Here is a 24,874-nt window from a genome sequence, read left to right as displayed (position 1 = left end):
GTATGAAAATGCCGCACAACGCGTTTAAGCAACAGCTACTGGCGGGCCAACCCCAAACAGGAATTTGGCTCGGCTTGACCAGTGCTTACACCGCTGAGATTGCCGCCACGGCGGGCTTCGACTGGCTATTGATCGATGCGGAACATTCCCCTAATGATCTAGCTAGCCTGCTTGCTCAGCTGCAGGCGCTGGCCCCCTATCAAAGCCACCCGGTGGTACGTCCACCCACTGGTGATGCGGTGCTGATCAAGCGCTACCTGGATATTGGCGTGCAGAACCTGCTCATCCCCATGGTCGAGACTCCCGAACAAGCGGCTGAACTGGTGGCGGCCACACGCTATCCGCCTCACGGTATTCGTGGGGTTGGTCATGTGCTGGCACGCGCCTCGCGCTGGGGGCAGGCAGAAGATTACCTCTCCCGCGCTGATGATGAAATCTGCCTTATGCTGCAGGTGGAGAGCCCCCAGGCGCTTGCTAACCTGGAGGCTATCGCTGCAGTAGACGGTGTCGATGGGGTGTTTATTGGCCCGGCGGATTTGTCGGCGTCTATGGGGCATCTCGGCAATGCCAACCACCCTGAAGTGACAGAAGCGGTTAGTGACGCCATTAACAAGATACGCGCTGCGGGCAAGGCAGCGGGTATTGTCACGGTGGACGAGCAGGCAGCCCGCGGCTATCTCGCCGCGGGCTGTACCTTCGTTGGTGTCGGGATTGATACGCTGCTTTACGCCAATGCGCTGCGCGGTCTAGCGGGGCGATTCAAGCACGAATGAACCAAATAGTGATGAACCATGCTGGGGATTACTCCCCAGCAGGCAAAATCCTTCCTGGGTTCATCAATCCTTTGGGGTCGAATAGCGCTTTAACGCCGCTGACCATCTCCCGCTCAATCGGCGATAGCCGCGCCAAATAAGGCGCTTGCTTGGTGCGGCCAATGCCATGCTCAGCGCTGATGCTGCCGTGGAAGTCATCCAGCACCTCAAAAAGACGCTCTTCAAGCTCGTGCAGATGGGCTTTCTTATCGCTATCCGCCATTGCCGTGGGCGGTAGGATATTGAAGTGCAGATTGCCGTCGCCTACATGGCCGTAGGCAATAATGTCGCACTCGGGTGACGCCGCCATCACCACCTCGCTTGCCCGGCTCACGAAGTCCGGAATCGCCGAGATGGGTACCGAGATATCGGTGCGCAGATGCTCTCCGCGCCGCCGTTGGCCTTCCAGCATGCTTTCGCGGAACTGCCACAGCTGGGCGGACTGGGTATCGCTAGAGGCTAGCGCGCCATCCAGCACCAGCTCGCGCTCCATGCCGGTTTCCAGCAGCGCTTCCAGCAAGGCACTCAGATCGACTGGCCCCGTGGCAGCGACCTCCATCAGCACGTACCAGGGGTAGGCGTCTCCAAGTGGATCGCGTAGCTCTGGCGTCGCTTCAATCGCCAGCTCTATACAGCGGCGGGGAATCAGCTCGAAAGCCGTTAGCAGATCGCAGCACTCCCGGCGCGCCAAACCATAAAGATCAATCACCGCCTGAACGGAGGGCAGTCCCAGCAGCGCCGTCCGGTTTTGGGTTGGGCGCGGTGATAGTTTTAACACCGCCCCGGTGACGATGCCCAAGGTGCCTTCGCTACCCAGAAACAGCTGCTGAAGGTCGTAACCGCGATTGTCCTTGTGCAACGCATTCAGGCTTTCCCAGATACGTCCGTCGGGGAGCACTACTTCAAGGCCCAGCACCAGCTCGCGCATCATGCCGTAGCGCAACACGTTAAGCCCGCCTGCGTTGGTAGCGATGTTACCGCCAATCTGACAACTTCCTTGAGCCCCTAGCGAGAGGGGAAAGTCGCAATCATGATCAAAGGCGGCCAGCTTAACGTTTTCAAGGATACAGCCCGCGTCTACCGTGATAGTGAAATTGACCGGATCAATGGCCCGCACGCTATTTAAGCGCTCTAAGCTGATTACCAGCTCCTGGCCATTGGCTGCGGGCAAGGCGCCTGCCACTAAGCCGCTATGGCCGCCCTGGGGTGTCATCGCGACACCTTGTGCATAGCAGCGCTTTGCTACCTCGGCGACTTCAGCGGTATTGGCCGGGCGAGCCACGGCCAGCGGCATGCCCAGCGTATCGCCTGCCCAATCGCTCACGTAGCGCGCCATGGCGTCCGGTTCACGCAGTAAACCGCGCTCGCCGAGCAGGCTGGTTAACTCATTTAGAAAGGTGGTGGTGTCGGTCATTAACGCTCTTCCTGCCAGGCTGCACCCTCTGGGAAGCGGTGCTGTGCTTGGGATTCTGCGTGCATGGCAATGCTGTACCCCGGCGCTTCGGGCACCTGATAGCGGCCACGGTTGATGACTACCGGGTCGATAAAGTGCTCGTGAAGGTGATCTACGTACTCCAGTACGCGGCCTTCAAGGCTGCCGGATACCGCAATGTAGTCGAATAGCGAGATATGTTGAGTGTATTCGCATAGCCCTACGCCGCCGCCATGGGGGCAAATCGGTACACCGAATTTAGCGGCCATCAGCACCACGAGGATAACCTCATTTAGCCCGCCCAAGCGTGCGGCATCCAACTGGCAGTAGTCGATGGCATCCGCCTGGAAGAACTGCTTGAACATCACCTTGTTGTGGCAGTGCTCGCCGGTGGCGACGCCGATGGGTGCCACACGGTGGCGGATCTCGGCGTGGCCGAGAATGTCGTCAGGGCTGGTGGGTTCTTCGATCCATAGCGGGTCAAACTCGGCCAGGCGGCGCATTTTGGTGATCGTCTCGTCGACTTCCCACACCTGGTTGGCGTCCATCATCAGCACGTTGTCCCAGCCGATCTCATCGCGCAGCAGCGCTGCACGGCGGGCGTCCTCTTCGATGTCGCCGCCAATTTTCTGTTTGAAGTGCGTCCAGCCTTCGGCCAGCGCTTCACGCGCCAGGCCGCGCACTTTCTCGTCGCTGTAACCCAGCCAGCCTGCGGAGGTGGTGTAGCCGGGGTAGCCATCACTGCGCATTTCGGCTTCTCGTGCCGCTTTGCCGGGGGCTTGGCGGCGTAGCAGGCAGATCGCTTCTTCTGGCGTTAATGCATCCGTCACAAAACGGAAGTCGAGACAGCGCACCAGCTGTTCCGGCGTCATATCCACCAGCAGTTTCCACACCGGCTTGCCTTCTTTTTTCGCCCACATATCCCACACGGCGTTGACGATGGCGGCGGTCGCCAGGTGAATCGCGCCTTTATCGGGGCCAATCCAGCGTAGCTGGCTGTCACCAGTGATTTCCCGCCAGAAGGTGCCCATGTTGTCGGTAATTGAGGAAAGCGTTTTACCTTCAATCAGTGGCGCCAGCGACTGGAGCGCTGTGACCACGATCTCGTTACCGCGGCCAATGGTAAAGGTTAAACCGTGCCCCTCTGGGCTGCCGTCATCGGTGTGTAGGATGACGTAGGCGGCAGAGTAGTCTGGCGCAGCATTCATGGCATCCGAGCCATCCAGCGAACGCGAGGTGGGGAAGCGAATGTCTTGAATGTCGACGCGAGTAATCGTTGTCATTGTGCTCTCCTTGGCGGTGCGATGAGTGGCGTGTTGATTGTCAGTATCAGCGGCGCGCCAAGTGGCGCATCAGTTCGCGAATGCCGTAGGTCCAGGGCGGTAACTGATCGCTGCGGCCTACCCGGTTGACCAAGGCGCCTAGCGAAGGGGTGGCGATAGTGACGCGATCACCCTGGTGGTGGGTAAACCCCTGGCCTTCCCCGTCGCGATCCTGAATCGGCGAGAACATGGTGCCCAGGAACAGCATAAAACCGTCTGGATATTGGTGATGGGCGCCAATGGTTTGCTGCACTAGATCCAGAGGATCGCGGCTAATCTCGCGCATGTCGCTCTCGCCCTGGAGCAAGAAGTCGTCGTCTTCACCCTCGATACGTAGCGATACCTGGCAATTGCGCACGCTGTCGATATCGAAGTGGTCGTCAAATAGACGGATAAACGGGCCGAGTGAGCAGGAGGCGTTGTTATCCTTCGCCTTGCCGAGCAACAGGGCGCTGCGCCCCTCGACGTCGCGCAGATTGACGTCGTTGCCTAAGGTGGCGCCGCGCACCTGGCCGCGGCTATCGACCGCCAGGACGATTTCCGGCTCGGGGTTATTCCACTGAGAGGAGGGATGCAAACCCACCGGCGTGCCAAAGCCTACTGATGAGAGCGGCTGGGCTTTGGTAAACACCTCCGCATCGGGGCCGATGCCGACTTCCATATATTGTGACCAGCCACCGCGCGCCTGAAGTGCCTTTTTCAGCGACATCGCCTCGTCAGAGCCTGGCTTGATTTTAGAAAGATCTTTGCCTATCAGCGCCTGCAAATCGTCGCGAAGCTCCACCGCCCGCGCCGGGTCGCCGCCCGCTTGCTCTTCGATCACTCGCTCTAACAGGCTGACAGCAAAGGTGACGCCGCACGCTTTTACGGCCTGCACATCACAAGGCGCAAGCAGGTAGGGCGCTTGTGGTTGGGGTAGCTGAGAGTTTTCTAACAGTGCCTCAACACTGCACAGATTGGGGCCTTCCGCCCGCTGCACTACCGCTTGTAGGTCGTCGCGTTCCAGCAGATCAGCCATGGTGGGGCCGAATTCGGTAATGTCGATCACCTGACCGTTGTTGACAGTCACTAGCGCAGGGCCGGGATGGCTGCCTTCCAGCCAAACGCGGCCAACCAGCAGCGCGTTACCCAGGTCGGCGGGAAGTGTGTCCGTCGATGAAAGTGGCTTCATGTGCTTCTCCATTCGTTCTTAGAATTAGTTTGTTAGCAGTGGTAGGCGACTGGCGCTAAACACGCCATCGCCTATCATGTTATAGATGTCGTGTTGTATGACAGGTATGCCAGTTCATGGCTTACTCTAGCGCACCGTTCTATTTCGGGTCGATAGTTAAATCTATCTAGATGAAGACAGTGTCGCTAAGCACAGCTCTCACCATAAAACAAAAAGTGTTAAGGAGAATTTCATGTTAGACGAGTGGAAAGGTAAACGCGTGCTGATCACTGGTGCCAGCCGGGGTATTGGCGCAGCAGTGGCGAAACAGTTGGGGGCGTTGGGAGCGCACGTCGCGGTGCATTATCACAGCAGTGAAGCGCCCGCGGAAGCAGTGGCCAAGGCGATTCGCGATGCGGGTGGGGACGCTTTTACCCTTAAAGCTGACGTTAGCCACACCAGCGAAACCCAAAAACTCGTCGACGATGCCGCCGAGCGTTTGGGCGGTTTAGACCTGTTGATCAATAACGCGGGGGACATGATGGGCCGTGTTGGCTTAGAGGAGATGGACGATGACCAGTATGACCGGGTCATGGATCTCAATGTCCGTTCAGTGATTATGGCCAGCCGGGCGGCGCTGCCGCATTTTCGTCGCGCAGGCGGCGGCAATATTATTCACACCACCTCGATTGCCGCGCGCAATGGCGGTGGGGGCGGTGCTGGCCTGTACGCCTCTGCCAAAGGCTTTGTGAGTACGATTACCCGCAATATGGCTAAGGAGCTGGCGGGAGATAATATCCGCGTTAACGCCGTTGCCCCCGGTACGATTGCCACCGACTTCCATGATCGCCACTCCAGCGATGCTCATCTAAACGCCGCTCGGGCATCGATCCCAATGGGCCGTTTAGGCACGGCGGAAGAGTGTGTGGGTGCGTACGTTTTTCTGGCGACCGATACCCTCAGTGGCTATGTCACGGGTCAAATCATCGAGGTCAACGGCGGGCAGTTAATGCCATGAATAGCTCCCCACGCTGTTATGACATTGCGATCACCATGGGCGATCCTGCCGGTATTGGCCCGGAGATCATTTGCCGCGCCTTGAGTGCCATGTCCGCTGCTGAGCGCGCCACGGCGATGGTCATTGGTGACCCGGTGATTTATCGCCGGGCAGCGGCGAGTATTGGTGCCGCGCTTGAATTCGTGCCACTAGAGCAGGCAGAAAGCGGTAAGGATCATGTGGCGGTCGGTGTGGTCGAGATGCCGGAAGGTGCTGACATTCCCGATGGTCAAATCAGTGCCGGGGCGGGTGATATGGCGTTTCGCTGCGTTCAGAAAGCCGTAGAGTTGATACAGGCGGGGAGAGCGCAGGTGATTGTCACCGCGCCGCTGAACAAGGCGGCGCTGCATGAAGCAGGGCACCATTACGATGGCCACACCGGCATGCTGGCATCGCTGACCGGTGCGCCCTCGTCGTTCATGCTGCTGGCATCTGAGACGCTCTCGACGCTGCATGTTTCCACCCACGTGTCACTACGCGATGCGATCGACCGGGTGACCCCCGAACGCATCATTGCCACCGTTGAGGCGGGGCATGCGCATCTGCTCGCGTTGGGCATGAAGGCTCCGCGCATTGCCGTGGCAGGCCTCAACCCCCACTGTGGCGAAGGGGGTATTTTTGGCGACGAAGATAGCCGCTGTATCGCTCCAGCGGTGGAGCGCTTGCGCGAGCGCGGATTTGATGTGAGCGGGCCTATCTCTGCGGATACGGTGTTTTACCGCGCCTCCAAAGGCGAATTCGATTTGGTGATTGCCCAGTATCACGACCAGGGCCATATCCCCGTCAAGCTGATTGCTTTTGATACCACGGTGAATGTCAGTCTCGGCTTGCCGCTTCAGCGCACCTCGGTGGATCACGGCACCGCCTTTGATATTGCCTGGCAGGGCAAAGCCGATGCCACCAACATGGGATCAGCCATTGCCTACGCCCGGCGGTTAGCCAGTGGCGCCAAGGCATGAACGGCTGCCGATTGGCAATTATTGCCGATGATCTTTCCGGCGCGCTAGACACTGCCGCCCCGTTCGCCGCGCGGGGGGCAGATGCCCGCGTGGTGATCAGCCTGGAGGCTTTAGCAACAACACTGAAGGCATGGCAAGGCCAGTGGCCAGAGGTCATTGCCGTGAATACCGAATCCCGCCATCTGCCATCCGAGGAGGCAGCGCTTCGGGTGAGCGAAACAGTGCGTTTGCTCACGCGAGTAGCGCCGCATCAGTGGTTCAAAAAGGTCGATTCGACCCTGCGTGGTCAGGTAATTGCAGAGTGCATGGCACTGCGAGAAGCGCTTGGTTTTCCCCTGTTGATGGCACCCGCCGTACCGGCCCAGGGGCGAACAGTGCGTCATGCCGAAGTGTGGGTGGATGGCACTCCACTGGCTGATACCACCTATCAAAAGGATGCCCGATCTACGCCCCTGGTCGGCCCGATTGATCTGGCATTTGCCGCCAGCGGTTTGCCGCTACAGCGCTATCAATCTGGACGTGAGGTTCCGCTCCCTAGCGGAGACTGCATCGCCGATGCCGAAAGCGATGAGGCGCTTTCAGCGCTCTATCAGTGCGTGCTGAGTGCTGGCAATCACTGGGCCATGGCGGGTGCAGCGGGGCTGGCAACGGCACTGGCCAAGAACCTTTGCGGATCGACCGATGCTTCTTTTCGCTCGCTAAATAACGTCGAAAATGTGCTTTATGCCGTAGGATCTAGAAGCCCGCGCGCTGCCGAACAGCTCCAGCAACTGCGCCTGCGCTTACCCGCTTTGGCTGTTATTGAGGCCAGTGGTGACACGTATCTCCACTCTGCAATGGGTGTCTGTGCCGTGGTGCCTGGAGAAGATGGAAAAGATGTAGAGCGAACGGCAAGCCAAGTAGCCGAGGCGATGGCTGCCCACGTGGCTGAGATGACGTCTGCTTGGCGAGGCGAGGAATCGAGTTTGCTGCTTTTAACCGGAGGCGATATTGCCATGGCCGTGCTCTCGCAGCAGGGTGTGAGCTACATCAACGTAGAGGCTGAGTGGTCGCCAGGGGTCGCGCTGGGATGTATGGATGGGGACTCGCGGCGGCGGGTGATGACGAAAGCGGGCGGCTTTGGCGATCCACAGCTGCTAGTGCGTTTACATGAACAGCTCACTCCGCCGTCTTAGTAGTCATCAACATGATGAAAACCCTTATCGGGAGGGTTGCGCAATGGTGGGCGACCAACTAGGTTTGAAATAGGGTGGTATGACACGTATATAGCACTATGATCGGTTACGTTGCTACTGCCACTCGCACTATAACCAACAACAAATCCAATGGTTGTGAGGAGTACACGATGAGCCACAAAAGCCAACGCCATATCAAAATGGCCCGCTTGCTGACCGCCACTCTAATCGCTGCAGGCATAGGTTTTACCGCTGCGGCTCAGGCCGCCGAAAATCTGCGCTTCGCCCACGTTTATGAAACCTCTGAGCCCTTCCACAAATGGGCGCTATGGGCCGCTGATGAGATCGAGGAACGAACCGATGGCCGCTACACCATGCAGGTGCATCCTGCCTCATCGTTAGGTAAAGAAGAGGACATTAACGAAGGGCTTGAACTAGGCACTGTGGACGTTATTTATACCGGCACACAGTTTGCTGGACGCGCTTACGGCCCTATCGGCATTGCCGGTGCTGCTTATATGTTCCGCGACTTTGATCACTGGCAGGCCTTTGCCGACAGTGACCTATTCAAGGAGATTTCCCAGGGCTATCAGGATCAAACAGGCAACGTTCCCCTGGCGCTCAACTACTATGGCGAGCGTCATGTCACTTCCAATGAGGCAATCAACGAGCCGGCGGACATGGAAGGCCTGAAGATCCGCGTTCCCAACGCGCCGATGTATATGATGATGCCCGAAGCCGTTGGCGCAAACCCCACCCCCATCGCCTTTGACGAGGTCTATCTAGCACTGCAACAAGGCGTGGTAGACGCACAGGAAAACCCGCTACCTACCATTCGTGCCAAGGCTTTCCACGAAGTGCAGGATTACATCAATCTGACCGGCCATATCACCGACTCGTTAATCACTATTGTCGGCGGCCCACGTTGGAACCAGCTCTCCGAAGAGGATCGTGAAATATTCCGCGAGGTTTTCCAGGAAGCCGCCGAGAACAACACTAAGGATATCCTCAAATCCGAGGAAGAGTTGGTGGCGTGGTTCGAGGAGCAGGGCAACACGGTTAACGAAGTGGATCGCGACATCTTTCGTGAAGCCGTAGTGCCTGCCCACAATGGCGACGCTGCCACGTGGGATGAGGAAACCTACGAGCGTCTTCAGGCTATCGGCCAGTAATCCAACCCTTGGTTAGCAGCACTCCGCTCTTGATCGGGCGGAGTGCCTGGAGCTTGGTGCCATGAATGATACGCGAGAAGACGACGCGCCAATCGGCGATCCCATGATCGATTTTGAATCCGCCTTTGATGATGCTCCGTTTAGGCTAAGTGATTACCGGATTGAAGATTTGGTGACCCTTATCCTCTTTTGGGCGCTGATTTTAGTGGTGTTTGCCCAATTTTTTAGCCGCTACGTAATGGGTGACTCTATTGGATGGACTGAGGAGATAGCCCGCTATTTGCTGATCGGAGTGGGCTTTATGGGTAGCGTGATGGCTGCCCGCAATGGCAGCCATATCATGGTGGAGTTTTTCTACCATTATATGCCTGCGTGGCAAGCCCTTTTGCTGGAGCGGCTCGTTAACCTCGTAAGTCTTAGTTTCTATATAGCGATGGCATGGGTGACTTACCAACTGGCATCCCGCACCAGTAGTTTGATGGTCTCCATCGACCTACCCAAGAGCATTATCTATTTCACCGTGTGCGGGGCGTTTGTACTGATGGCGTTTCGCACCGTGCAGCGGCTTTATTTGAAGTATCGGGATCGTACCAATGATGCGTGAAGGGTGGTTTCCGGTCGTGCCATTTTCATTGAGAGGTTTCCCATGTCCCGAATTTCCTTGATGCGCTGGCAGACGCCACTGGTGTCCCCGCTGCTGGCGGCGTTGGCAGTGTTGGGCTGCGTGATCTTACCGCTGATGGGCTACCATCTTGCTTTTTTGTTTTTCGCGCTATTCACCATGCTGGTGCTGGGCGTGCCGATTGCCATCAGCCTAGCGGGCGCCTGCTTGATGTTTGTGCTGATTACCGGACAAGTCCCCAATATCGTGGTGGCCCATCGCATGATCAACGGCATCGACAGCTTCCCGCTGTTGGCGATTCCGTTCTTTATATTTGCCGGTAGTTTGATGAACAACGGCGGCATTACCGAGCGGATCTTCAATTTCGCCAAGGCCCTAATGGGCTGGATGCGCGGTGGCCTGGGTCACGTCAACGTTGGTGCCAGCATTGTGTTTTCCGGAATGTCGGGGGCTGCTGTGGCGGATGCCGGCGGCCTAGGCATGATTGAAGTCAAGGCGATGAAAGACGCTGGCTACGATGAGGAGTTCGCGGTAGGTATTACCGCTGCTTCCTCTACCATCGGCCCGATTATTCCACCTAGCCTACCCATGGTGATTTACGGCGTGATGGCCTCGGCCTCGGTGGGCCAGCTGTTCGCAGCGGGGCTGATTCCAGGACTGCTGATGGGCGCCATGCTGATGCTGATGATCTTTATTATCTCGCGTCGGCGCGGCTATCAGCGCGACGCGGTGTTCTCGATGCGCGTGCTTGGCCATACCTTCAAACGGGCTTTCTTATCGCTGATGACGCCGATCATTATTGTTGGCGGGATCATCACCGGGGCTTTTACACCCACTGAGGCCGCGGTAGCGGCGGTGTTCTATGCGCTGCTTCTGGGCGTGGTGGTTTACCGCACGTTGACTTGGCGCAAGCTGCTGAAAGTCAGTATGGAAACCATCGAGACCACGGCGGTCATCCTGTTTATTGTCTCCTCAGCATCGATTTTTGCCTGGATCCTCACCAGCAATCAGGTCACCCAGAACGTGATTGCCCTAATGGGCCCCTTTGCTGACAGCAAGTTCGCCGTGCTGATGATGGCCAATATCGTGTTGATTATCGTTGGCTGTTTTATGGAAACCATCGCCGCAATCACTATTCTGGTGCCGGTGCTGCTGCCCATGGCCGTTGCCGTGGGCGTCGACCCGGTTCACTTTGGGGTGATCATGGTGCTCAATTTAATGATAGGGCTGCTAACCCCGCCGGTCGGCATGGTGCTTTATGTGCTTTCCAGGGTCTCTAACGTCAGCTTCGAGCGCTGCATGCGCGGCACCATGCCGTTCCTGATTCCCTTGGTCATCTGCCTGCTATTGGTGACCTTTATTCCGGCGATCTCCATGTGGCTACCCACACTTATTTATCGCTAGGTTGTGCCGGTAACGGATTAATATTAAGACCAGGAGTATCTAACCCATGAGTGATACGTTGCCAGGTACGTTGCAAGAGTTTCGCGTGAACCGTGAAGACCTTAGCCGTTTTATGCAAGCCGCGTTGGCGGCTACGGGAGCTGGTCAGGCATCAGCGGATGCAGTAACCCGAGCCCTTGTCACTGCTTCGCGGATGGGGACCGATAGCCACGGTTTACGGCTGTTGCCCCACTATTTGCAGGCCCTCAAAGGCGGGCGTATTAACGGCGCCCCCAACATGGTGTTTAACCAGCGCCTAGCGGCCACGGGCTTTTTAGATGCGGATGACGGGTTGGGCCACTTGGCGGGATACACCGCTATGGAGCACGCAATGGCGATGGCCGAGACGGTGGGGATGGGCGCCGTCGCGGTGGGCAACTCGTCGCACTTCGGGGCGGCGGGATGCTATGCGTTGGCAGCGGCCGAGCGCGGTTATCTCGGCATGGCGTTCTGCAATTCGGACCCTTTTGTGCTGCTGCATGAGGGCGCCAAGCCCTTTCACGGCACCAACCCCATCGCCTTTGCGGCGCCGGTGGCGGGTGAGGCGCCGTACCTGCTGGATATGGCCACCAGCTCGGTGCCCTGGAATCGCGTGCAGCAGTTCGGTGCGATTGGCCGCGAACTGCCGGATCAAGTCGCGGCGGATGCTGCCGGGCAGGTAAGCCGCGTTCCTAGCGAAGTGGCTGCACTGTTGCCGCTGGGCGGCAGCGGCTTCGGCTTCAAGGGCGCGGGATTGGGTGGCATCGTGGAGGTTCTGAGTTCGATGCTGTCGGGCATGCAGCATGGCTTCAAGCTGCTGCCCATGGGCGGGCCAGACATGTCGACGCCACGCGGGGTAGGGCATTTCTTCCTGGTCATGAAGCCAGATGCGTTCGTGGAGGCGGGCACCTTTGCGCACGGAATGGCCGAGTACCTAGCCGACCTGCGTGCCCAGCCTGCTGCACCCAATGCCCAGGTAATGGCGCCTGGGGATCGTGAATGGCGCTGCCAGGCCCAGCGCGACGCCGAAGGCATTCCGCTTGATTCTGCCAATCAAATACTCTATGCCGAGATCGCCGAGCAGTACCAAATAACGCCGCTCTCTCAGCTGGTTTGAAGGATAATGACGAGAAATGCAGTAAAATGGCGGCGAATTCCAGGTTAACCAGGGGTGACTGCCTATGAGCAGATACCGGATCGAGCGTAAAACGCTGTCCGAACAGGTCGCCGAACAGCTTGAGGCCGAGATTCTCGAGGGGCGGCTGAGTGAAAACGATCAACTGCCTTCAGAGAGGGAGCTGATGGAGCAGTTTGGTGTCGGCCGACCCGCTGTGCGCGAAGCGCTATTCCACCTGCAACAGCTTGGGCTTATCGCGATTAACAGTGGCACACGCGCCAGGGTGATTCGTCCCACCGCCGATGCAGTGATGGCCAGGCTTTCTGGCGTCACCAGACAGCTGCTTTCCAAGCCAGATGGCCAGCAGTATTTCCAGGAAGCGCGGGCCATGTTCGAGATCTCGTTGGCTCGCTATGCGGCTCGCCATGCCAGCGAAGAGGACCTTGCTAGGCTTCATGCTGCGTTGGCGGATAATCGCGATGCGATTGGTGACGAGGCTCGCTTCAAGCGCTCCGACAATGACTTCCATGGCGTGTTGGCCAGCATTGGCCGTAACCCCATCTTCGATGCCATTCACGTGGCGCTTTCCGAATGGCTTGATGATCGCCGTGCGCTGGTGTTGCAGCAAAAAGATGAAGATAAAGCCGCGACCGCTGCCCACACCGAAATCATTGCTGCCATTGAGTCCCGCGACCCGGATGCGGCCGAGGCGGCCATGCGACGCCACCTTGACCGTCACTACGGCACTTATATGCAACTAAAAAAGCGCCTCTCGGACGCTTCTTAATGCTTTATAAGCCATATAAATAGTCCTGCCGCCTTTTTTATTCGGCGGCAGGGATGGCATTACTCAGTCATTGTCGACTCAGCAATCTCTTGGAATTCTGCTACGAGATCTTCGCCAATGCGCGGTGCCCACTCTTCGTACACAGGCTGCACGGCTTCCTGGAAAGCGGCAATCTGCTCGTCATTAAGACGGGTGATTTGCATACCACGCTCTTCAAGCTGATCCCGCGCCCAGTCGTCGTACTCGCTGGAAAGTTGGATTTCGTAATCGGCAGCCTGCAGCGCGGCTTCCTGAACAAGTTCCTGATATTCAGGGTCGAGTTCGTCCCAAGTACGCTGAGAGATCATTTTGATGAAGGGCGTATAGACGTGGCGGGTTTCGGAGCCATAATCCTGCACTTCATGGAAATTGGACGTCAGAATGGTGCTCCAGGGGTTTTCCTGACCATCCACTACGCCCTGCTCCATGGCAGAGAACAGTTCACCAAATGCCATGGGGGTGGGGTTGGCGCCCAACGCTTCCCAAATGGCTAAGTGCACCGGGTTTTCCATGGTGCGAATCGACAAGCCGCGAACATCTAGACCCGCCACATCTTCTGGTGAAGTGACTTCCCGGGCGCTATTGGAGAGCTGGCGGAAACCATTTTCAGAGAACGCTAGTGCTTTCAAACCGGTGCCATCGAACGCGTCAAGCATCTCCTGGGCAGCATCGCTGCGCATGGCCTTAACGGCCGCTTCACGGGTGGGCAGCAAGAACGGTAAGTCGAAAACCGCCAGTTCTTCAACATAGCCCGTGGCGGGAGAAGAAGAAGGATAGGTCATATCCAGCGTACCGGTCTGCAGCATTTCCATCATCTGCACGTCATCGCCAAGCTGGCTATTAGGGAAAATATTAACGGTAATGCGCCCTTCACTGCGCTCGTCAAGAATATCCGCAAAATATTGGCTAGAGAGGTATTGTGGCGAGCTTTCGGCCAACCCAAGCCCCATGCGTAACGTGACGCTACCGTGGTCACCTACGGTGTCGCCCTCAATCTCCGGCGGGTCGGATAGATCGGGTGTTTGCGCGTAAACCATGCCTGAGCTGAGCAGCGTAGCGCCGGTCACTAACAGAGTGCGCTTCCAAAGATGATGCATAATCGTCATTCTCCTGGCGTGCTGTAGGCCGCTTTACTAAGGGAGTCTAGTCTTCTAAGCGAGCTACAGCGTGGTGGCTGTTGTTGTTGTCTGGTAGCGGCGCTGGCTTTAACGCGTCAGCACCGCGACCCTTAGGTGAATGTGTAACGTTTTTCGTATATGTTCAACATATACTTTTGTATGTATCGACGCCGCAATAAAGAAAGCGTACCTTCGTGGCAATCTTTCTTTCGTTCTTATAGCAGTTTTTAAAACTGTTCTTATAAACGTTCTTACAACCTTTACTTTAGGCGTGGAGTGTCCCCATGGCCAATTTTCAACGCATAACGCCTGAGCAGCTGCGTTCACGCTACTGGTTCGATAACCCTGATCACCCCGGTACCACGGCGCTGTGCATTGAGCGCTATCTCAATTACGGCATCACGCTGGAGGAGTTGACCAGCGGTAAGCCGATTATTGGTATTTGCCAGTCGGGTTCGGATTTAACCCCGTGTAACCGCCACCATATTGATTTGGTGAAGCGGGTGAAAGACGGTATCCGCGCCGCAGGCGGCGTGCCGTTTGAATTTCCCATGCATCCTATTCATGAGAACGTGCGCCGACCCACGGCGGCGTTAGATCGTAATCTTGCCTATTTGGGCATCGTGGAAGTGCTCCACGGCTACCCGTTAGACGGCGTGGTATTAACCACCGGCTGCGATAAGACTACCCCCGCTGCGCTGATGGCAGCGGCAACGGTGAATATTCCCGCGATAGTGCTTTCGGGTGGGCCGATGCTAAACGGCTGGCGCGGCGCCGAGCGGGTGGGTTCGGGCACGATTATCTGGGAGCTACGTAAGCGCCTGGCAGCGGGCGATATCGACTACGCGGAGTTCCTTTCCCGCGCCAGCGATTCGGCACCTTCCATTGGCCACTGCAATACCATGGGCACCGCCTCCACCATGAACTCCATGGCGGAAGTGTTGGGCATGAGCTTGCCCGGTTCTGCAGTGATTCCCGCGCCCTATAAAGAGCGTGCGATGGTCGCCTACGACACCGGCACGCGGATTGTCGATATGGTCTGGGAAGACCTGCGCCCGCTGGATATCTTGACCCGCGAAGCGTTTGAAAACGCGATTGTGGCGTGTTCCGCGCTGGGCGGCTCTTCAAACGCGCCGGTGCACATCAATGCAATTGCCCGCCATGCGGGTATCGAGCTGGATAATGATGACTGGCAGCGTCTGGGCCATGAAATCCCGCTGCTGGCTAATGTGATGCCTGCCGGTGCTTTCCTATGCGAAGAGTTTCACCGCGCTGGCGGCGTTCCCGCGATTCTCCACGAGTTACACACGGCGGGTAAACTGCACAGTGATGCGCTGACGGTGAATGGCCGCTCGATAGGCGATAACCTACAGGGTCGCGAAACCCAGGATATCGACGTGATTTGCCGTTATAACGATCCACTGGTGAATCATGCAGGCTTCCTCAATCTCAAGGGCAATCTGTTCGACTCCGCATTGATGAAAACCAGCGTGATCTCCCGGGATTTCCGCGATCGCTTCCTGAATGATCCCAGCGACCCGGAAGCCTTTGAAGGTAAGGTCGTGGTCTTTGACGGCTCGGAGGATTACCACGCCCGCATTGATGACCCGGCGCTGAACATTGATGCTCGTACCATTCTGGTGATGCGCGGCGCAGGCCCGGTTGGCCACCCCGGCGGTGCCGAGGTCGTCAACATGCAGCCGCCAGAGGCGCTGATCAAACAGGGCATCGAATCGCTGCCGTGCCTGGGCGATGGCCGCCAGTCAGGCACCTCTGGCTCGCCGTCGATTCTTAATGCCTCCCCAGAAGCCGCTACCGGCGGCGGCCTGGCGCTGCTGGAAAGCGGTGATCGGCTGCGGGTCGATCTCAAACGTGGTGAGGTACAGCTTTTGATTGAAGCCAGTGAGCTGGAAGCACGTCGCGAGCGCTTAGCTCAACAGGGTGGCTACCGCTACCCCGGCCACCAGACTCCTTGGCAAGAGATCCAACGCAGTATGGTCGAGCCGCTGGATCGCGGGATGACCCTGGAACCCGCCACCAAGTATCGCGATGTCGCCCGTCGGCATCCGCCTAGAGACAATCACTAAAGGAATCGTTACCACCCATGAGTCGTTGGAGTACCTTTTCGCATCGTCAGCAGGGGCTGCTGTTGACCGGCGGCGGCGCGATAATCATGGCGCCGGATGCCTTGCTGATCAAGGTAGCTGACCTGCCCGATGCGGAAATACTGATGTGGCGCGGTTTTCTCTCCGGGCTGGGTTTTCTGCTGATTGCCTTGGCGCGCTATGGCCGAGGCACGCTGGCAGCCTACCGTCGCTGTGGCTGGACCGGCATCGCCGTGGCGCTGCTATTCAGCCTGACCACCTGTGGTTTCGTGCTGGGCAACCAGTACACCAAGGCAGGCAACGTGCTGATGATACTGGCCAGTTCGCCGATTATCGCCGCCGTTCTCTCCTGGATTATCCTCAAGGAGCGTTTGCCCAGGCGTACTTGGCTGGCGATTTGTCTCTGCATGGTCGGTATTGCGATGATCGCACTGGACGATGCGGGAGCCGGCTCGTGGGTGGGGAACGCTTTCGCCTTGATGGCAGCAACCACCCTGGCCATTAACTTCACTCTCTGCCGCACGCGGCCGGGGGTGGATATGAGCCCGATGCTAGTGTTTAACGGCCTGATTGTCGGCAGCACGGCGGGGCTGTTTTGGCTGGCGGGGAGTGAACCGAGCCTACCAGCCACCAACCAGCTCGCCGTCGTGATCCTGCTGTGCCTGATTATCGTGCCCTGCGGTGTGACACTGCTGCAGCGCGGGCCGCTCTATCTACCCTCTGCCGAAGTTGGCCTACTGCTATTGCTTGAAGTGGTGGTGGGAACGCTATTAGCTTGGTGGATTATAGGTGAACAACCCGCGCCGATCGCTATGGTCGGTGGCGTTCTGGTACTGGGCACACTGAGTGCGAAGGGCCTTTATGAACGGCGACTTGAACTAAGAATGCGCGCCGGATTTGAGCCTGCTTCACCGATAACAGTAGACCGGTCAAGTACGTTATGATGGGCAGGAATCGAAATAGGGTCTTAACGTAGTGACGTCATCTCTCAGCAAGCCAGCCGCTCGCCCCAGTATCGCCGAATACCTCGCCGAGGAGATCTTTGGCGGACGCTATCATCCCGGCGACCTTGTGCCGCGTGAAATGGATCTATGTGAACGCTTTGCGATCAATCGCTCGGCGGTGCGCAGCGACCTGCGCCAACTGGTGGAGGCGGGCATTATCGAGCGTATCTCTGGGCATGGTTCCAAAGTGCGCGAGTATTCAGAGTGGCATATTCTCGACGCTCAGGTGACCGACTGGCTGACCCGCTACGCCGCCCCCAATCCGGAAATACAGCGCGAAATCCTCGCCTTTCGTTTGGATGTAGAACCCTATGTGGCGATGACCGCCGCCAAACGCGCTAAAGCGCGTGATCTGGTGGCCATCGAAGAAGCCTTTGAAGGGCTGGGGCAGAACCTGCGCAATGCCACCTGCGAAGAGGAGCGGCGGCTGCATAGCGAGTGTGATGTTGCCTTCCATGAGGCGATCTTCAAAGCGACCCACAATATTGTCTGGGCGCAGCTATCGCATATCCTGCGGCCCTCTATCTTTATGCTGGTGTCCATGTCCAACGAGAATGCCGTTGACCCCGATGAAAGCCTGGAGCGTCATCGTCAGCTGATGGAGAGCATTCGCCTGCGCCGCCCCCGCGAAGCATTTTTAGCGGCTCAAGCTGTATTGGCGGGCACCGCCGCTGCGTTGGGCTTAGAGCACAGCGCCAGCTCACTGGGCCGCAGTGTCGAGTTGCCTCATAACACGCATTGACCCTGACCCCTCTCAGCCACATTCAGTTAAGCGATTCTTGATTCGTTTCTTCCGTTAAAGCGATTCTTCCATTAAAACGATTTTTCCCTTAAAACAAAGGCAAGCGTATGTCTGACTTCACCCTTGGCCTGGTGGGCGTGGGCAAGATTGTTCGCGACCAACACCTACCGGCAATCGCCGCTACTCCAAACTGCCACCTTGTTGCCACGGCAGACCCCCACGCCTCACTGCCGGATTTACCCGCTTATCAAGGCCTGGAGGCGATGCTTGACGTACATCCTGACATCACCGCCGTCGCCATTTGTACGCCAACGCATTTGCGCTATTCACAGGCGCGAGCAGCGTTGATGCGTGGTAAACACGTGCTGCTGGAAAAACCGCCAGGGGCGACGTTAAGCGAAGTAGAGGACTTAATTGCCTGCGCTAAGCAACAAGGCGTCAGCCTGTTCGCGGCTTGGCACTCGCGCTTTGCGCCCGGCGTAGCGCACGCACAGCAGTGGTTAGCCGACCGTCAGGTGCAGCGGGTTGAGATCGAGTGGAAGGAGGATGTGCGGGTGTGGCATCCGGGTCAGGCATGGATCTGGCAGCCTGGTGGCATGGGCGTGTTTGATCCCGGTATTAACGCGCTGTCGATTGCGACCGAAATCCTACCTCAACCGTTTTTTCTGCAACAAGCGCGGCTGCTAGTGCCGAGCAATGCGCAAACGCCGATTGCGGCGGAGCTCTCCTTTACAGACCCTGAAGGCGCAGCCATTGCGGCAGCCTTTGACTTTCGTCAGAGCGGTCCGCCCACCTGGGATATGCATGTCGAGAGTAGTGATGGCAGTCGCTTGAGTCTTACCCAAGGCGGCTGCTGCTTGATGATTGACGGCGAACTCGTGGTGGAAGCCGAAGAGCGCGAGTATCAAGGCCTCTATGCACGTTTTGCTGAGCTAGTCGCAAACAGGCGCAGCGAGGTGGATGTTGCCCCGCTGCGCCAAGTCGCCGATGCGTTTCTATACGGTCATCGAGAAACCACCGACGCCTTCATTGAGTAACGTCTTGAGTGACGCTGGTTTATTCACGCTTACCATCGACCAAGCGTGATACGCCAGCCGGGTTACCATCACGAATCGCCTCAGGCAGTAGGCCTTCCGGCAGCGCCTGGTAGCACACCGGGCGCAGGAAGCGGAAGATCGCCGCGCTGCCCACCGAGGTGGTGCGTGAATCCGACGTCGCCGGATAAGGGCCGCCGTGTACCATGGCGTGGCATACTTCTACGCCCGTCGGCCAGCCGTTGGCCAGAATGCGTCCCGCTTTGCGCTCTAGCGTCGGCAGCAGTTGCTTGGCAGTCGCCAAGTCACCGTCATCCATCTGCAGCGTAATGGTGAGCTGGCCTTCCAACTGAGCCGCCACACGGGCTACTTCCTGAGCATCGGCACAGGCGATGACCAGCGATGTGGAACCGAACACTTCTTCTTGTAACTCGGGGTCACTCAGGAACGCCTCCGCCTGGGTAACGAATAGGCCCGCTTGGCAGGGGTGAGCTGTCTCACCTGCCTGGCCACGCGCCACTTCGGTTACTTTAGCATGGCTTGCGAGGCGACCTACGCCCTGCTGATAGGCGTCATGAATGCCCGGTGTCAGCATGGTTTGGCCTGCACTACCCTTAATAGCTTCACCGGCCGCCGCAACAAAGGCATCCAGCTCAGGGCCTTCCACCGCAATGACCAGCCCAGGGTTGGTGCAGAACTGCCCAGCGCCCATGTTGAGCGAGCCGACAAACCCTTCGGCAATCGCTTTACCGCGCGCCTTGAGCGCTTCCGGCAGCAGAAACACTGGGTTGATCGAGCTCATTTCAGCGTAGACCGGGATCGGCTGCGGCCGCGCTTGGGCCGTGGCCATCAATGCCGTGCCACCGCTGCGTGAACCGGTAAAGCCAACGGCTTGAATGCGCGGGTCAGCAACCAGTGCCTGACCGATCTCTTTGCCAGAACCAAACAGCAGTGAGAAGACGCCCTCAGGCAGTTTGCACGCGGCCACGGCGCGCTGAATGGCGCGGCCTACCAGCTCGGAAGTGCCGGGGTGGGCAGAGTGACCTTTAACCACGACCGGGCAGCCAGCCGCCAGCGCAGAGGCGGTATCGCCACCGGCCACACTGAAGGCGAGCGGGAAGTTGCTGGCGCCAAACACCGCCACCGGGCCCAGGCCGATATGGCGCTGACGCAGATCGGCGCGCGGTAGCGGCTCACGATCGGGCATGGCCGGATCGATACGCACATCCAGCCACTCCCCGGCGCGTACTACTGAGGCGAACAGACGAAGCTGGCCACAGGTACGACCCCGTTCGCCTTCTATGCGCGGGCGGGGCAGGCCGGTTTCGGCCATGGCGCGCTCAACCAACTCATCACCGATCCCTTCGATTTCAGCGGCAATCGTCTCAAGAAACGTTGCCCGCGCTTCTAGGCCGGTTTCGCGATAGCTATCAAATGCTGCCTCGGCTAACGCGCAGGCCTGCTCGACTTCGGCTTTGCTGCCGCCAGGGTAGGCGGGGCTTAGCGTTTCGCCGGTGGCGGGGTTAACGGCTTGAATGTCAGCCTGTTGGCCGCTAATGGCCTGCTGACCAATTAGTAGTTTGCCTTCCAAATTCATATAACCTCCTGCTGGTGCTAAAAAATAGTATTAAAACGGTTGTGTTAAAAAGACTATGTCAAAGCGATTGAACGGTAACCGCCGGTGCGTCTGCCTCCACCTGGAGCGGATTACGCAGAGCCCGGCCAAATTCGTTGATACGGATCTCAAAGCGGTCGCCTTCGCGCACTTTGATGTTGTCAGCAAAGCTTAGCGTAGCAGTGCCGAAAAAATGTACGTGGATATCGCCAGGGCGCCGGAAACCTGGGTACTTAAAGTGATGGTATTCAAGGTTGGCCAGACTGTGGGCCATATTGGCTTCGCCGGTCAAAAAAGGCTTTTCCCATACGGTCTCGCCGTTACGTTGAATCGAGCTGGAGCCTTCTAAATGGGCTGGCAGCTCGCCAATCAATAGCTCGGGCCCAAAGCTGCAGGCGCGTAGCTTGGAGTGAGCCAGCCATAAATAATTAAAGCGCTCGGTGACATGGTCAGAAAACTCGTTGCCCAGCGCGTACCCGACTCTCCAGGGTAGACCGTCCTTGCCAATAACGTAAAGGCCTGCCAGTTCGGGTTCCTCGCCTGCATCCTGAGCGAACGCTGGCGACGGGATCGCTGCTTCAGGCGCTACCACACACTGGCCATCACCCTTGTAGAACCACTCAGGTTGCGCGCCGATCTCGCCCGCGTTGGGTTTGCCGCCTTCCACCCCCAGCTTAAACATGCGCATGGAGTCGGTTAGATCTTCTTCCGCAGCTTGGGCTTTAGCATGCATCGCCGAGCGGGTGTCGGCACTGCCTAGGTGGGTGAGGCCGGTGCCGGTCACCAGGCAGTGGGCCGGATCGGAATGGGTCAATGGTGGCAGCAGGTGCTTATCGTCTACTAACGCTTGGTAATCCAAACGCGTGTCGGTCAGCGCGGCGGTCACAGAGTCACTAAGTGACTGACCAGCGTTAATGGCGCGGTTGGCGAGCGTATAGGTGTCGCAGTCGAGCAGCCTAACTTGCTGTTCACTCTCTACCAGCGCGGCGCGAACTTGGCCTTGGTAGTCACACTGAATCAGTCGCATAGTGATCTCCTTATGAAACCTATTGTAGTCGTTATCAAAGCGGCCAGATGGCGAGTTGCGGCCACATCAATAGCGCCGCGAGTACACACAGCTGAATAGCCATAAAGGGCAGTACGGATAGGTAAATATCCTTCAGGCTGATATCCGGGGGTGCCACGCTTTTAAGGTAGAAAGCGGCGGGCCCGAAGGGCGGTGACAAGAACGACACCTGCATATTGACGGCGAACAGAATGCCGAACCAGATCGGGTCGAAACCGAGCTGAATAACAATGGGCAGAAAGATTGGCAGTGCCAGCATGGCAATCCCGATCCAATCGAGGAATAGCCCCAACACCAGCATAATCGCCATCATTACCAGGATAATCACAATCGGCGCTACATCAAGCCCCAGAATCAAGCTTGAGACAAAGCGGTTGCCCCCCATCAGGTTATAGACGCCCACCAGAGCGGCGGCGCCGATGCCGATCCAGATGATCATGCCGCAGGTATTCATGGTTTGGCCCAGGCTGTGATGCAGCATGCCAGGGGTGAATTCGCCGCGAATAATGGTGGCAAGCAGTACGCCGAAGACGCCCATGGCTGCCGCTTCGGTGACCGAGGCGACCCCGCCGTAGATAGTGCCTAGCACCAAAAAGGCAATCAGCCCAGGCAGCAAAATGGCTTTCGCCGCGTCCAGCTTGGTGGCGAAGGGGTTATCTTGAGCATTTTTATCTAACGGCGGCCCTAGGGCTGGATTTTTTAAGCAGCGCACCAGTACATAGGCAATATAAGACCCCATCAGAATTACCGCTGGCGTCACGGCCGCGGCGAACAGGTCAGCAATCGATACGCTGGCGATCAGACCGTAGATAATCAGTACGATTGAGGGCGGCATCATGGTGCCCAGGGCACCACCGGCACACACTACCCCGATGGAGAGATGCTTGTCATAGCCGAGACGCAGCATTTGCGGCAACGCCAAAATACCTAGCAGTACGATTTCACCGCCGATAATGCCCGAGAGTGCAGCCAGGAAAAACGCCACGACGATGGTTTGCACAGCAACGCCGCCCGGCAAGCGGCCAGCGAAAACGCGCATGGCGTTGAACAGATCTTTAGCGATGCCGGATCGATCCAGCAGCGATGCCATCAACACGAACATGGGCACCGCTACCAGCGAATACTCGGTGATAAAACCATAGACGCGGCTGGTAACTAGCGGCAGCGCCGCTTCGCCGAACCAGCCGAAGGTGAACGCCATCGCCACCAAGCCGGTAATGAACGCCAGCGGCAAACCGGTGACCAGCAGCGCGAAAATTGCCCCTACCATGAGGATCGTTGCGGTTGAGATATCCATCAGCGAGGCTCCTCAGTGGTGGTGGCGGGCTTCGCCTTAAGCGATTGCCACAGGTGCAGGGTGGCCTGGAGAGTCATTAATGCCAGAGCAAATAGAATCATGCCCTTCAACATGGCTGGAAACGGCGGATTCCAAGAGGTGCCGGAGCGCTCCAGTGACCATTCGCCAAGCGGGTTATGCGACGCTCCCCAGAACATATGAAAAGCGGCGTAGCTCATTGACAGGCAGAAAATCAGCGTGAGCAGGTCGTTGAAGCGGTCCATCCAGCATTTCAAGCGTGGCCCGGCGCTGTCGTAGAGCACTTTGACGCGGATATGACTATTGCGCGCCATGGCCGCTGGTCCGCCCAGCACAAAGATGACGGCGATTAGAAACACGACGGTTTCGTGCACCCACGAGGTCGGGTTGTTAAAGCCGTAACGCATAAAAACTTCGACGACGCTGATACCCATTGCCACCAGCACCAACCAGGAAACAGCGTGGCCGCCACGTGCGATCAATCGGTCAAGCGCATTACGTTCGGGAGATACCTCCTCCACCGCTTCGAGGATCCCGGGGAGATCCTGTGTGTCCGGCGAAGAAGATTGATTGTCAGGCGTTTTTTGAGACATGGCGCGACTCTACGCGCATCGCTCGGGATGTTTCCCGAGCGATGCGTTGGTTAGGTTAATGAGGCAGAGTTGAGAGCAGAAAATTGAGAACAGAGCGTTAGAGCAGATTGCGCGAACGCAAAAAGGCGGTCGCCGAGTCATAGACTTTCTGGGTCATCTCATTTTCACCCGCCCACTCTTTCCACTCCTGCTCAGCCGCGGTGCGGAATTTCTTACGCTCTTCTTCGGGCAAGTTGAAGGGGTGAACGTCTGGGTCATCCTGAAGCCGCTGCAGTGTCTCAATATCCTGCTCTTTGAGGCGGGCAATCAAGTCGTAGGCCATGCCGTCAAAGGCGGTATTTAACGTCGTTTGTAGCTCCTCGGGTAGGCCATCCCAGATATCCTTGTTGATCGAGACAGCGATCATTGGCATGGAGTGAAAGCCAGGGTAAAGCGGGTAAGGGGCGAAGGCGTGCAGGCCCATGGCGTCGTTGTTGGAGAGCACCGTGGAGTCAGCGGCGTCGATCACACCTTTTTCCAGACCGGTATATACCTCAGAGCCCGGCAGATTGACGGGCGTGGCGCCAATGCGCTCGAAGATGTTGTACACCATGCCTTGGGGGGCGCGGATCTTAAGCCCTTCAAAATCGGCGATGGATTCGATAGGTACCGTGGAGGGTACTGACTCCAGCGGAAAGGTCGCTGCGCTGATCAAATGCGCGCCATAAGGTTCGACTAGTTCGTTGTACAGCTCTTCGCCGCCGCCGTACTTCATGTACTCCAAGAAGTCGTAGGGATTCTGCCAAGCGCCAACAAGGTTACCGAGCATGCCGAACGCGGGATCCTGGCCAGAGAAGTAGCTGGGGTCGGTCATATGACCCTGCAGGATACCAGCACTGACCGCCGAGAGCGTTTCGGTGGGGCCAACCACGGCGTTAATCGGCATTACCTCAATCTCAACACGGCCATCGGTCATCGCCGTGATCTTCTCAGCCCATTCCTGTTTGATTTTAAAGCTGGGCTCGCCCGAGGTTTCTGACGCCTGAAATTTCCACTCGTACTCGGCCGCCTGAGCCGTTGAAAGGCCTAGCAGCAGCGCTGAGCCAGTGAGTAGCAAACTGTATTTCGATGTGAGCATGGCACTATTCCTCAAGATTCTTGTTGTGGAGAAAGTGGAGGTGAACGGGGTCAGCGACCCATATGGAGAGGGTAATGTTGAACATTAAGAGCAATTGTT

General features: G+C 57.7%; 22 protein-coding genes. 13 read left to right on the top strand and 9 right to left on the bottom strand.

Features of this window, described 5'->3' with window-relative positions; translation table 11 throughout:
• Positions 1-2 precede the first annotated feature (2 nt).
• Positions 3-773, top strand: coding sequence for a 4-hydroxy-2-oxoheptanedioate aldolase (gene hpaI, locus Q3Y66_RS16750; protein WP_008959409.1), 771 nt, complete (start codon positions 3-5; stop codon positions 771-773).
• A 28-nt stretch (positions 774-801) separates the two neighbouring features.
• On the opposite strand, the gene Q3Y66_RS16745 is transcribed toward hpaI, so the two are convergent.
• Genes Q3Y66_RS16745 through Q3Y66_RS16735 form a run of 3 tightly spaced genes read right to left on the bottom strand, consistent with a single transcriptional unit; the run spans position 802 to position 4,737 of the window.
• Positions 802-2,226: an FAD-binding oxidoreductase gene (locus Q3Y66_RS16745; RefSeq protein ID WP_008959410.1), complete on the bottom strand. Its 1,425-nt coding sequence runs from the start codon at positions 2,224-2,226 to the stop codon at positions 802-804.
• Positions 2,226-3,527 (bottom strand): L-fuconate dehydratase, encoded by a 1,302-nt coding sequence (locus tag Q3Y66_RS16740; RefSeq protein WP_008959411.1) that lies wholly within the window; start codon positions 3,525-3,527, stop codon positions 2,226-2,228. The genes Q3Y66_RS16745 and Q3Y66_RS16740 overlap by 1 nt, the downstream gene beginning before the upstream one ends.
• Before the next feature lie 46 nt (positions 3,528-3,573).
• Positions 3,574-4,737 carry a fumarylacetoacetate hydrolase family protein gene (locus tag Q3Y66_RS16735; protein ID WP_008959412.1) on the bottom strand — a complete coding sequence of 388 codons (1,164 nt, stop codon included), beginning with the start codon at positions 4,735-4,737 and terminating at the stop codon, positions 3,574-3,576.
• A 232-nt stretch (positions 4,738-4,969) separates the two neighbouring features.
• Between Q3Y66_RS16735 and Q3Y66_RS16730 the strand changes: the two genes are divergently transcribed.
• From Q3Y66_RS16730 to nanR, 8 genes are all read left to right on the top strand, one after another.
• Positions 4,970-5,734 (top strand): SDR family NAD(P)-dependent oxidoreductase, encoded by a 765-nt coding sequence (locus Q3Y66_RS16730; protein ID WP_008959413.1) that lies wholly within the window; start codon positions 4,970-4,972, stop codon positions 5,732-5,734.
• Complete coding sequence (gene pdxA, locus Q3Y66_RS16725; protein WP_008959414.1) at positions 5,731-6,732, top strand: 4-hydroxythreonine-4-phosphate dehydrogenase PdxA; 1,002 nt, start codon at positions 5,731-5,733, stop codon at positions 6,730-6,732. The genes Q3Y66_RS16730 and pdxA overlap by 4 nt, the downstream gene beginning before the upstream one ends.
• Positions 6,729-7,907 carry a four-carbon acid sugar kinase family protein gene (locus Q3Y66_RS16720; RefSeq protein ID WP_008959415.1) on the top strand — a complete coding sequence of 393 codons (1,179 nt, stop codon included), beginning with the start codon at positions 6,729-6,731 and terminating at the stop codon, positions 7,905-7,907. Before pdxA ends, Q3Y66_RS16720 begins: the two co-directional genes overlap by 4 nt.
• Positions 7,908-8,077: 170 nt before the next feature.
• Positions 8,078-9,079 (top strand): sialic acid TRAP transporter substrate-binding protein SiaP, encoded by a 1,002-nt coding sequence (locus Q3Y66_RS16715; RefSeq protein ID WP_008959416.1) that lies wholly within the window; start codon positions 8,078-8,080, stop codon positions 9,077-9,079.
• Between the two features lie 61 nt (positions 9,080-9,140).
• Entirely contained in the window at positions 9,141-9,683 is a 543-nt protein-coding gene (locus Q3Y66_RS16710) for a TRAP transporter small permease (protein ID WP_008959417.1), read from the top strand.
• Positions 9,684-9,725: 42 nt separating this feature from the next.
• Positions 9,726-11,105 (top strand): TRAP transporter large permease, encoded by a 1,380-nt coding sequence (locus tag Q3Y66_RS16705; protein WP_008959418.1) that lies wholly within the window; start codon positions 9,726-9,728, stop codon positions 11,103-11,105.
• 46 nt (positions 11,106-11,151) lie between these two features.
• Positions 11,152-12,240: an Ldh family oxidoreductase gene (locus Q3Y66_RS16700; RefSeq protein ID WP_008959419.1), complete on the top strand. Its 1,089-nt coding sequence runs from the start codon at positions 11,152-11,154 to the stop codon at positions 12,238-12,240.
• Positions 12,241-12,304: 64 nt separating this feature from the next.
• Complete coding sequence (gene nanR, locus Q3Y66_RS16695) at positions 12,305-13,027, top strand: transcriptional regulator NanR (protein WP_008959420.1); 723 nt, start codon at positions 12,305-12,307, stop codon at positions 13,025-13,027.
• A 59-nt stretch (positions 13,028-13,086) separates the two neighbouring features.
• Here nanR and Q3Y66_RS16690 read toward each other — a convergent pair whose 3' ends face one another.
• Positions 13,087-14,163, bottom strand: coding sequence for a TRAP transporter substrate-binding protein (locus Q3Y66_RS16690; protein WP_008959421.1), 1,077 nt, complete (start codon positions 14,161-14,163; stop codon positions 13,087-13,089).
• Positions 14,164-14,468: 305 nt separating this feature from the next.
• Between Q3Y66_RS16690 and Q3Y66_RS16685 the strand changes: the two genes are divergently transcribed.
• The 4 genes from Q3Y66_RS16685 to Q3Y66_RS16670 all read left to right on the top strand — a co-directional run bounded on the left by Q3Y66_RS16685 (position 14,469) and on the right by Q3Y66_RS16670 (position 19,072).
• Positions 14,469-16,271 (top strand): IlvD/Edd family dehydratase, encoded by a 1,803-nt coding sequence (locus Q3Y66_RS16685; protein WP_008959422.1) that lies wholly within the window; start codon positions 14,469-14,471, stop codon positions 16,269-16,271.
• Between the two features lie 17 nt (positions 16,272-16,288).
• Complete coding sequence (locus Q3Y66_RS16680; RefSeq protein WP_008959423.1) at positions 16,289-17,233, top strand: DMT family transporter; 945 nt, start codon at positions 16,289-16,291, stop codon at positions 17,231-17,233.
• A gap of 31 nt (positions 17,234-17,264) precedes the next feature.
• A complete protein-coding gene (locus Q3Y66_RS16675) occupies positions 17,265-18,035 on the top strand; it encodes a FadR/GntR family transcriptional regulator (protein WP_008959424.1) in 771 nt (256 codons plus the stop codon).
• 107 nt (positions 18,036-18,142) lie between these two features.
• Positions 18,143-19,072, top strand: a complete 930-nt coding sequence (locus Q3Y66_RS16670) for a Gfo/Idh/MocA family protein (protein ID WP_008959425.1) — start codon at positions 18,143-18,145, stop codon at positions 19,070-19,072.
• Positions 19,073-19,091: 19 nt separating this feature from the next.
• On the opposite strand, the gene Q3Y66_RS16665 is transcribed toward Q3Y66_RS16670, so the two are convergent.
• The 5 genes from Q3Y66_RS16665 to Q3Y66_RS16645 all read right to left on the bottom strand — a co-directional run bounded on the left by Q3Y66_RS16665 (position 19,092) and on the right by Q3Y66_RS16645 (position 24,775).
• Positions 19,092-20,666, bottom strand: a complete 1,575-nt coding sequence (locus Q3Y66_RS16665; protein ID WP_008959426.1) for an aldehyde dehydrogenase (NADP(+)) — start codon at positions 20,664-20,666, stop codon at positions 19,092-19,094.
• Positions 20,667-20,724: 58 nt separating this feature from the next.
• Positions 20,725-21,711: an AraD1 family protein gene (araD1, locus tag Q3Y66_RS16660; protein WP_008959427.1), complete on the bottom strand. Its 987-nt coding sequence runs from the start codon at positions 21,709-21,711 to the stop codon at positions 20,725-20,727.
• Positions 21,712-21,745: 34 nt separating this feature from the next.
• Positions 21,746-23,047, bottom strand: coding sequence for a TRAP transporter large permease subunit (locus Q3Y66_RS16655; RefSeq protein WP_008959428.1), 1,302 nt, complete (start codon positions 23,045-23,047; stop codon positions 21,746-21,748).
• Positions 23,047-23,658: a TRAP transporter small permease subunit gene (locus tag Q3Y66_RS16650; protein ID WP_008959429.1), complete on the bottom strand. Its 612-nt coding sequence runs from the start codon at positions 23,656-23,658 to the stop codon at positions 23,047-23,049. Before Q3Y66_RS16650 ends, Q3Y66_RS16655 begins: the two co-directional genes overlap by 1 nt.
• Positions 23,659-23,755: 97 nt before the next feature.
• Complete coding sequence (locus Q3Y66_RS16645; RefSeq protein ID WP_008959430.1) at positions 23,756-24,775, bottom strand: TRAP transporter substrate-binding protein; 1,020 nt, start codon at positions 24,773-24,775, stop codon at positions 23,756-23,758.
• Positions 24,776-24,874: the final 99 nt, after the last annotated feature.

The sequence above is a fragment of the Halomonas sp. HAL1 genome (genome assembly GCF_030544485.1).
Classification (GTDB): Bacteria; Pseudomonadota; Gammaproteobacteria; order Pseudomonadales; family Halomonadaceae; genus Vreelandella; species Vreelandella arctica.
This window is presented reverse-complemented; position numbering and strand designations above follow the sequence as displayed.

Bases quoted from the DNA above. Each gene is read 5' to 3' on its own strand.
- hpaI (WP_008959409.1), top strand. From the start codon at position 3: ATGAAAATGCCGCACAACGCGTTTAAGCAACAGCTACTGGCGGGCCAA.
- Q3Y66_RS16745 (WP_008959410.1), bottom strand. From the start codon at position 2,226: ATGACCGACACCACCACCTTTCTAAATGAGTTAACCAGCCTGCTCGGC.
- Q3Y66_RS16740 (WP_008959411.1), bottom strand. From the start codon at position 3,527: ATGACAACGATTACTCGCGTCGACATTCAAGACATTCGCTTCCCCACC.
- Q3Y66_RS16735 (WP_008959412.1), bottom strand. From the start codon at position 4,737: ATGAAGCCACTTTCATCGACGGACACACTTCCCGCCGACCTGGGTAAC.
- Q3Y66_RS16730 (WP_008959413.1), top strand. From the start codon at position 4,970: ATGTTAGACGAGTGGAAAGGTAAACGCGTGCTGATCACTGGTGCCAGC.
- pdxA (WP_008959414.1), top strand. From the start codon at position 5,731: ATGAATAGCTCCCCACGCTGTTATGACATTGCGATCACCATGGGCGAT.
- Q3Y66_RS16720 (WP_008959415.1), top strand. From the start codon at position 6,729: ATGAACGGCTGCCGATTGGCAATTATTGCCGATGATCTTTCCGGCGCG.
- Q3Y66_RS16715 (WP_008959416.1), top strand. From the start codon at position 8,078: ATGAGCCACAAAAGCCAACGCCATATCAAAATGGCCCGCTTGCTGACC.
- Q3Y66_RS16710 (WP_008959417.1), top strand. From the start codon at position 9,141: ATGAATGATACGCGAGAAGACGACGCGCCAATCGGCGATCCCATGATC.
- Q3Y66_RS16705 (WP_008959418.1), top strand. From the start codon at position 9,726: ATGTCCCGAATTTCCTTGATGCGCTGGCAGACGCCACTGGTGTCCCCG.
- Q3Y66_RS16700 (WP_008959419.1), top strand. From the start codon at position 11,152: ATGAGTGATACGTTGCCAGGTACGTTGCAAGAGTTTCGCGTGAACCGT.
- nanR (WP_008959420.1), top strand. From the start codon at position 12,305: ATGAGCAGATACCGGATCGAGCGTAAAACGCTGTCCGAACAGGTCGCC.
- Q3Y66_RS16690 (WP_008959421.1), bottom strand. From the start codon at position 14,163: ATGCATCATCTTTGGAAGCGCACTCTGTTAGTGACCGGCGCTACGCTG.
- Q3Y66_RS16685 (WP_008959422.1), top strand. From the start codon at position 14,469: ATGGCCAATTTTCAACGCATAACGCCTGAGCAGCTGCGTTCACGCTAC.
- Q3Y66_RS16680 (WP_008959423.1), top strand. From the start codon at position 16,289: ATGAGTCGTTGGAGTACCTTTTCGCATCGTCAGCAGGGGCTGCTGTTG.
- Q3Y66_RS16670 (WP_008959425.1), top strand. From the start codon at position 18,143: ATGTCTGACTTCACCCTTGGCCTGGTGGGCGTGGGCAAGATTGTTCGC.
- Q3Y66_RS16665 (WP_008959426.1), bottom strand. From the start codon at position 20,666: ATGAATTTGGAAGGCAAACTACTAATTGGTCAGCAGGCCATTAGCGGC.
- araD1 (WP_008959427.1), bottom strand. From the start codon at position 21,711: ATGCGACTGATTCAGTGTGACTACCAAGGCCAAGTTCGCGCCGCGCTG.
- Q3Y66_RS16655 (WP_008959428.1), bottom strand. From the start codon at position 23,047: ATGGATATCTCAACCGCAACGATCCTCATGGTAGGGGCAATTTTCGCG.
- Q3Y66_RS16650 (WP_008959429.1), bottom strand. From the start codon at position 23,658: ATGTCTCAAAAAACGCCTGACAATCAATCTTCTTCGCCGGACACACAG.
- Q3Y66_RS16645 (WP_008959430.1), bottom strand. From the start codon at position 24,775: ATGCTCACATCGAAATACAGTTTGCTACTCACTGGCTCAGCGCTGCTG.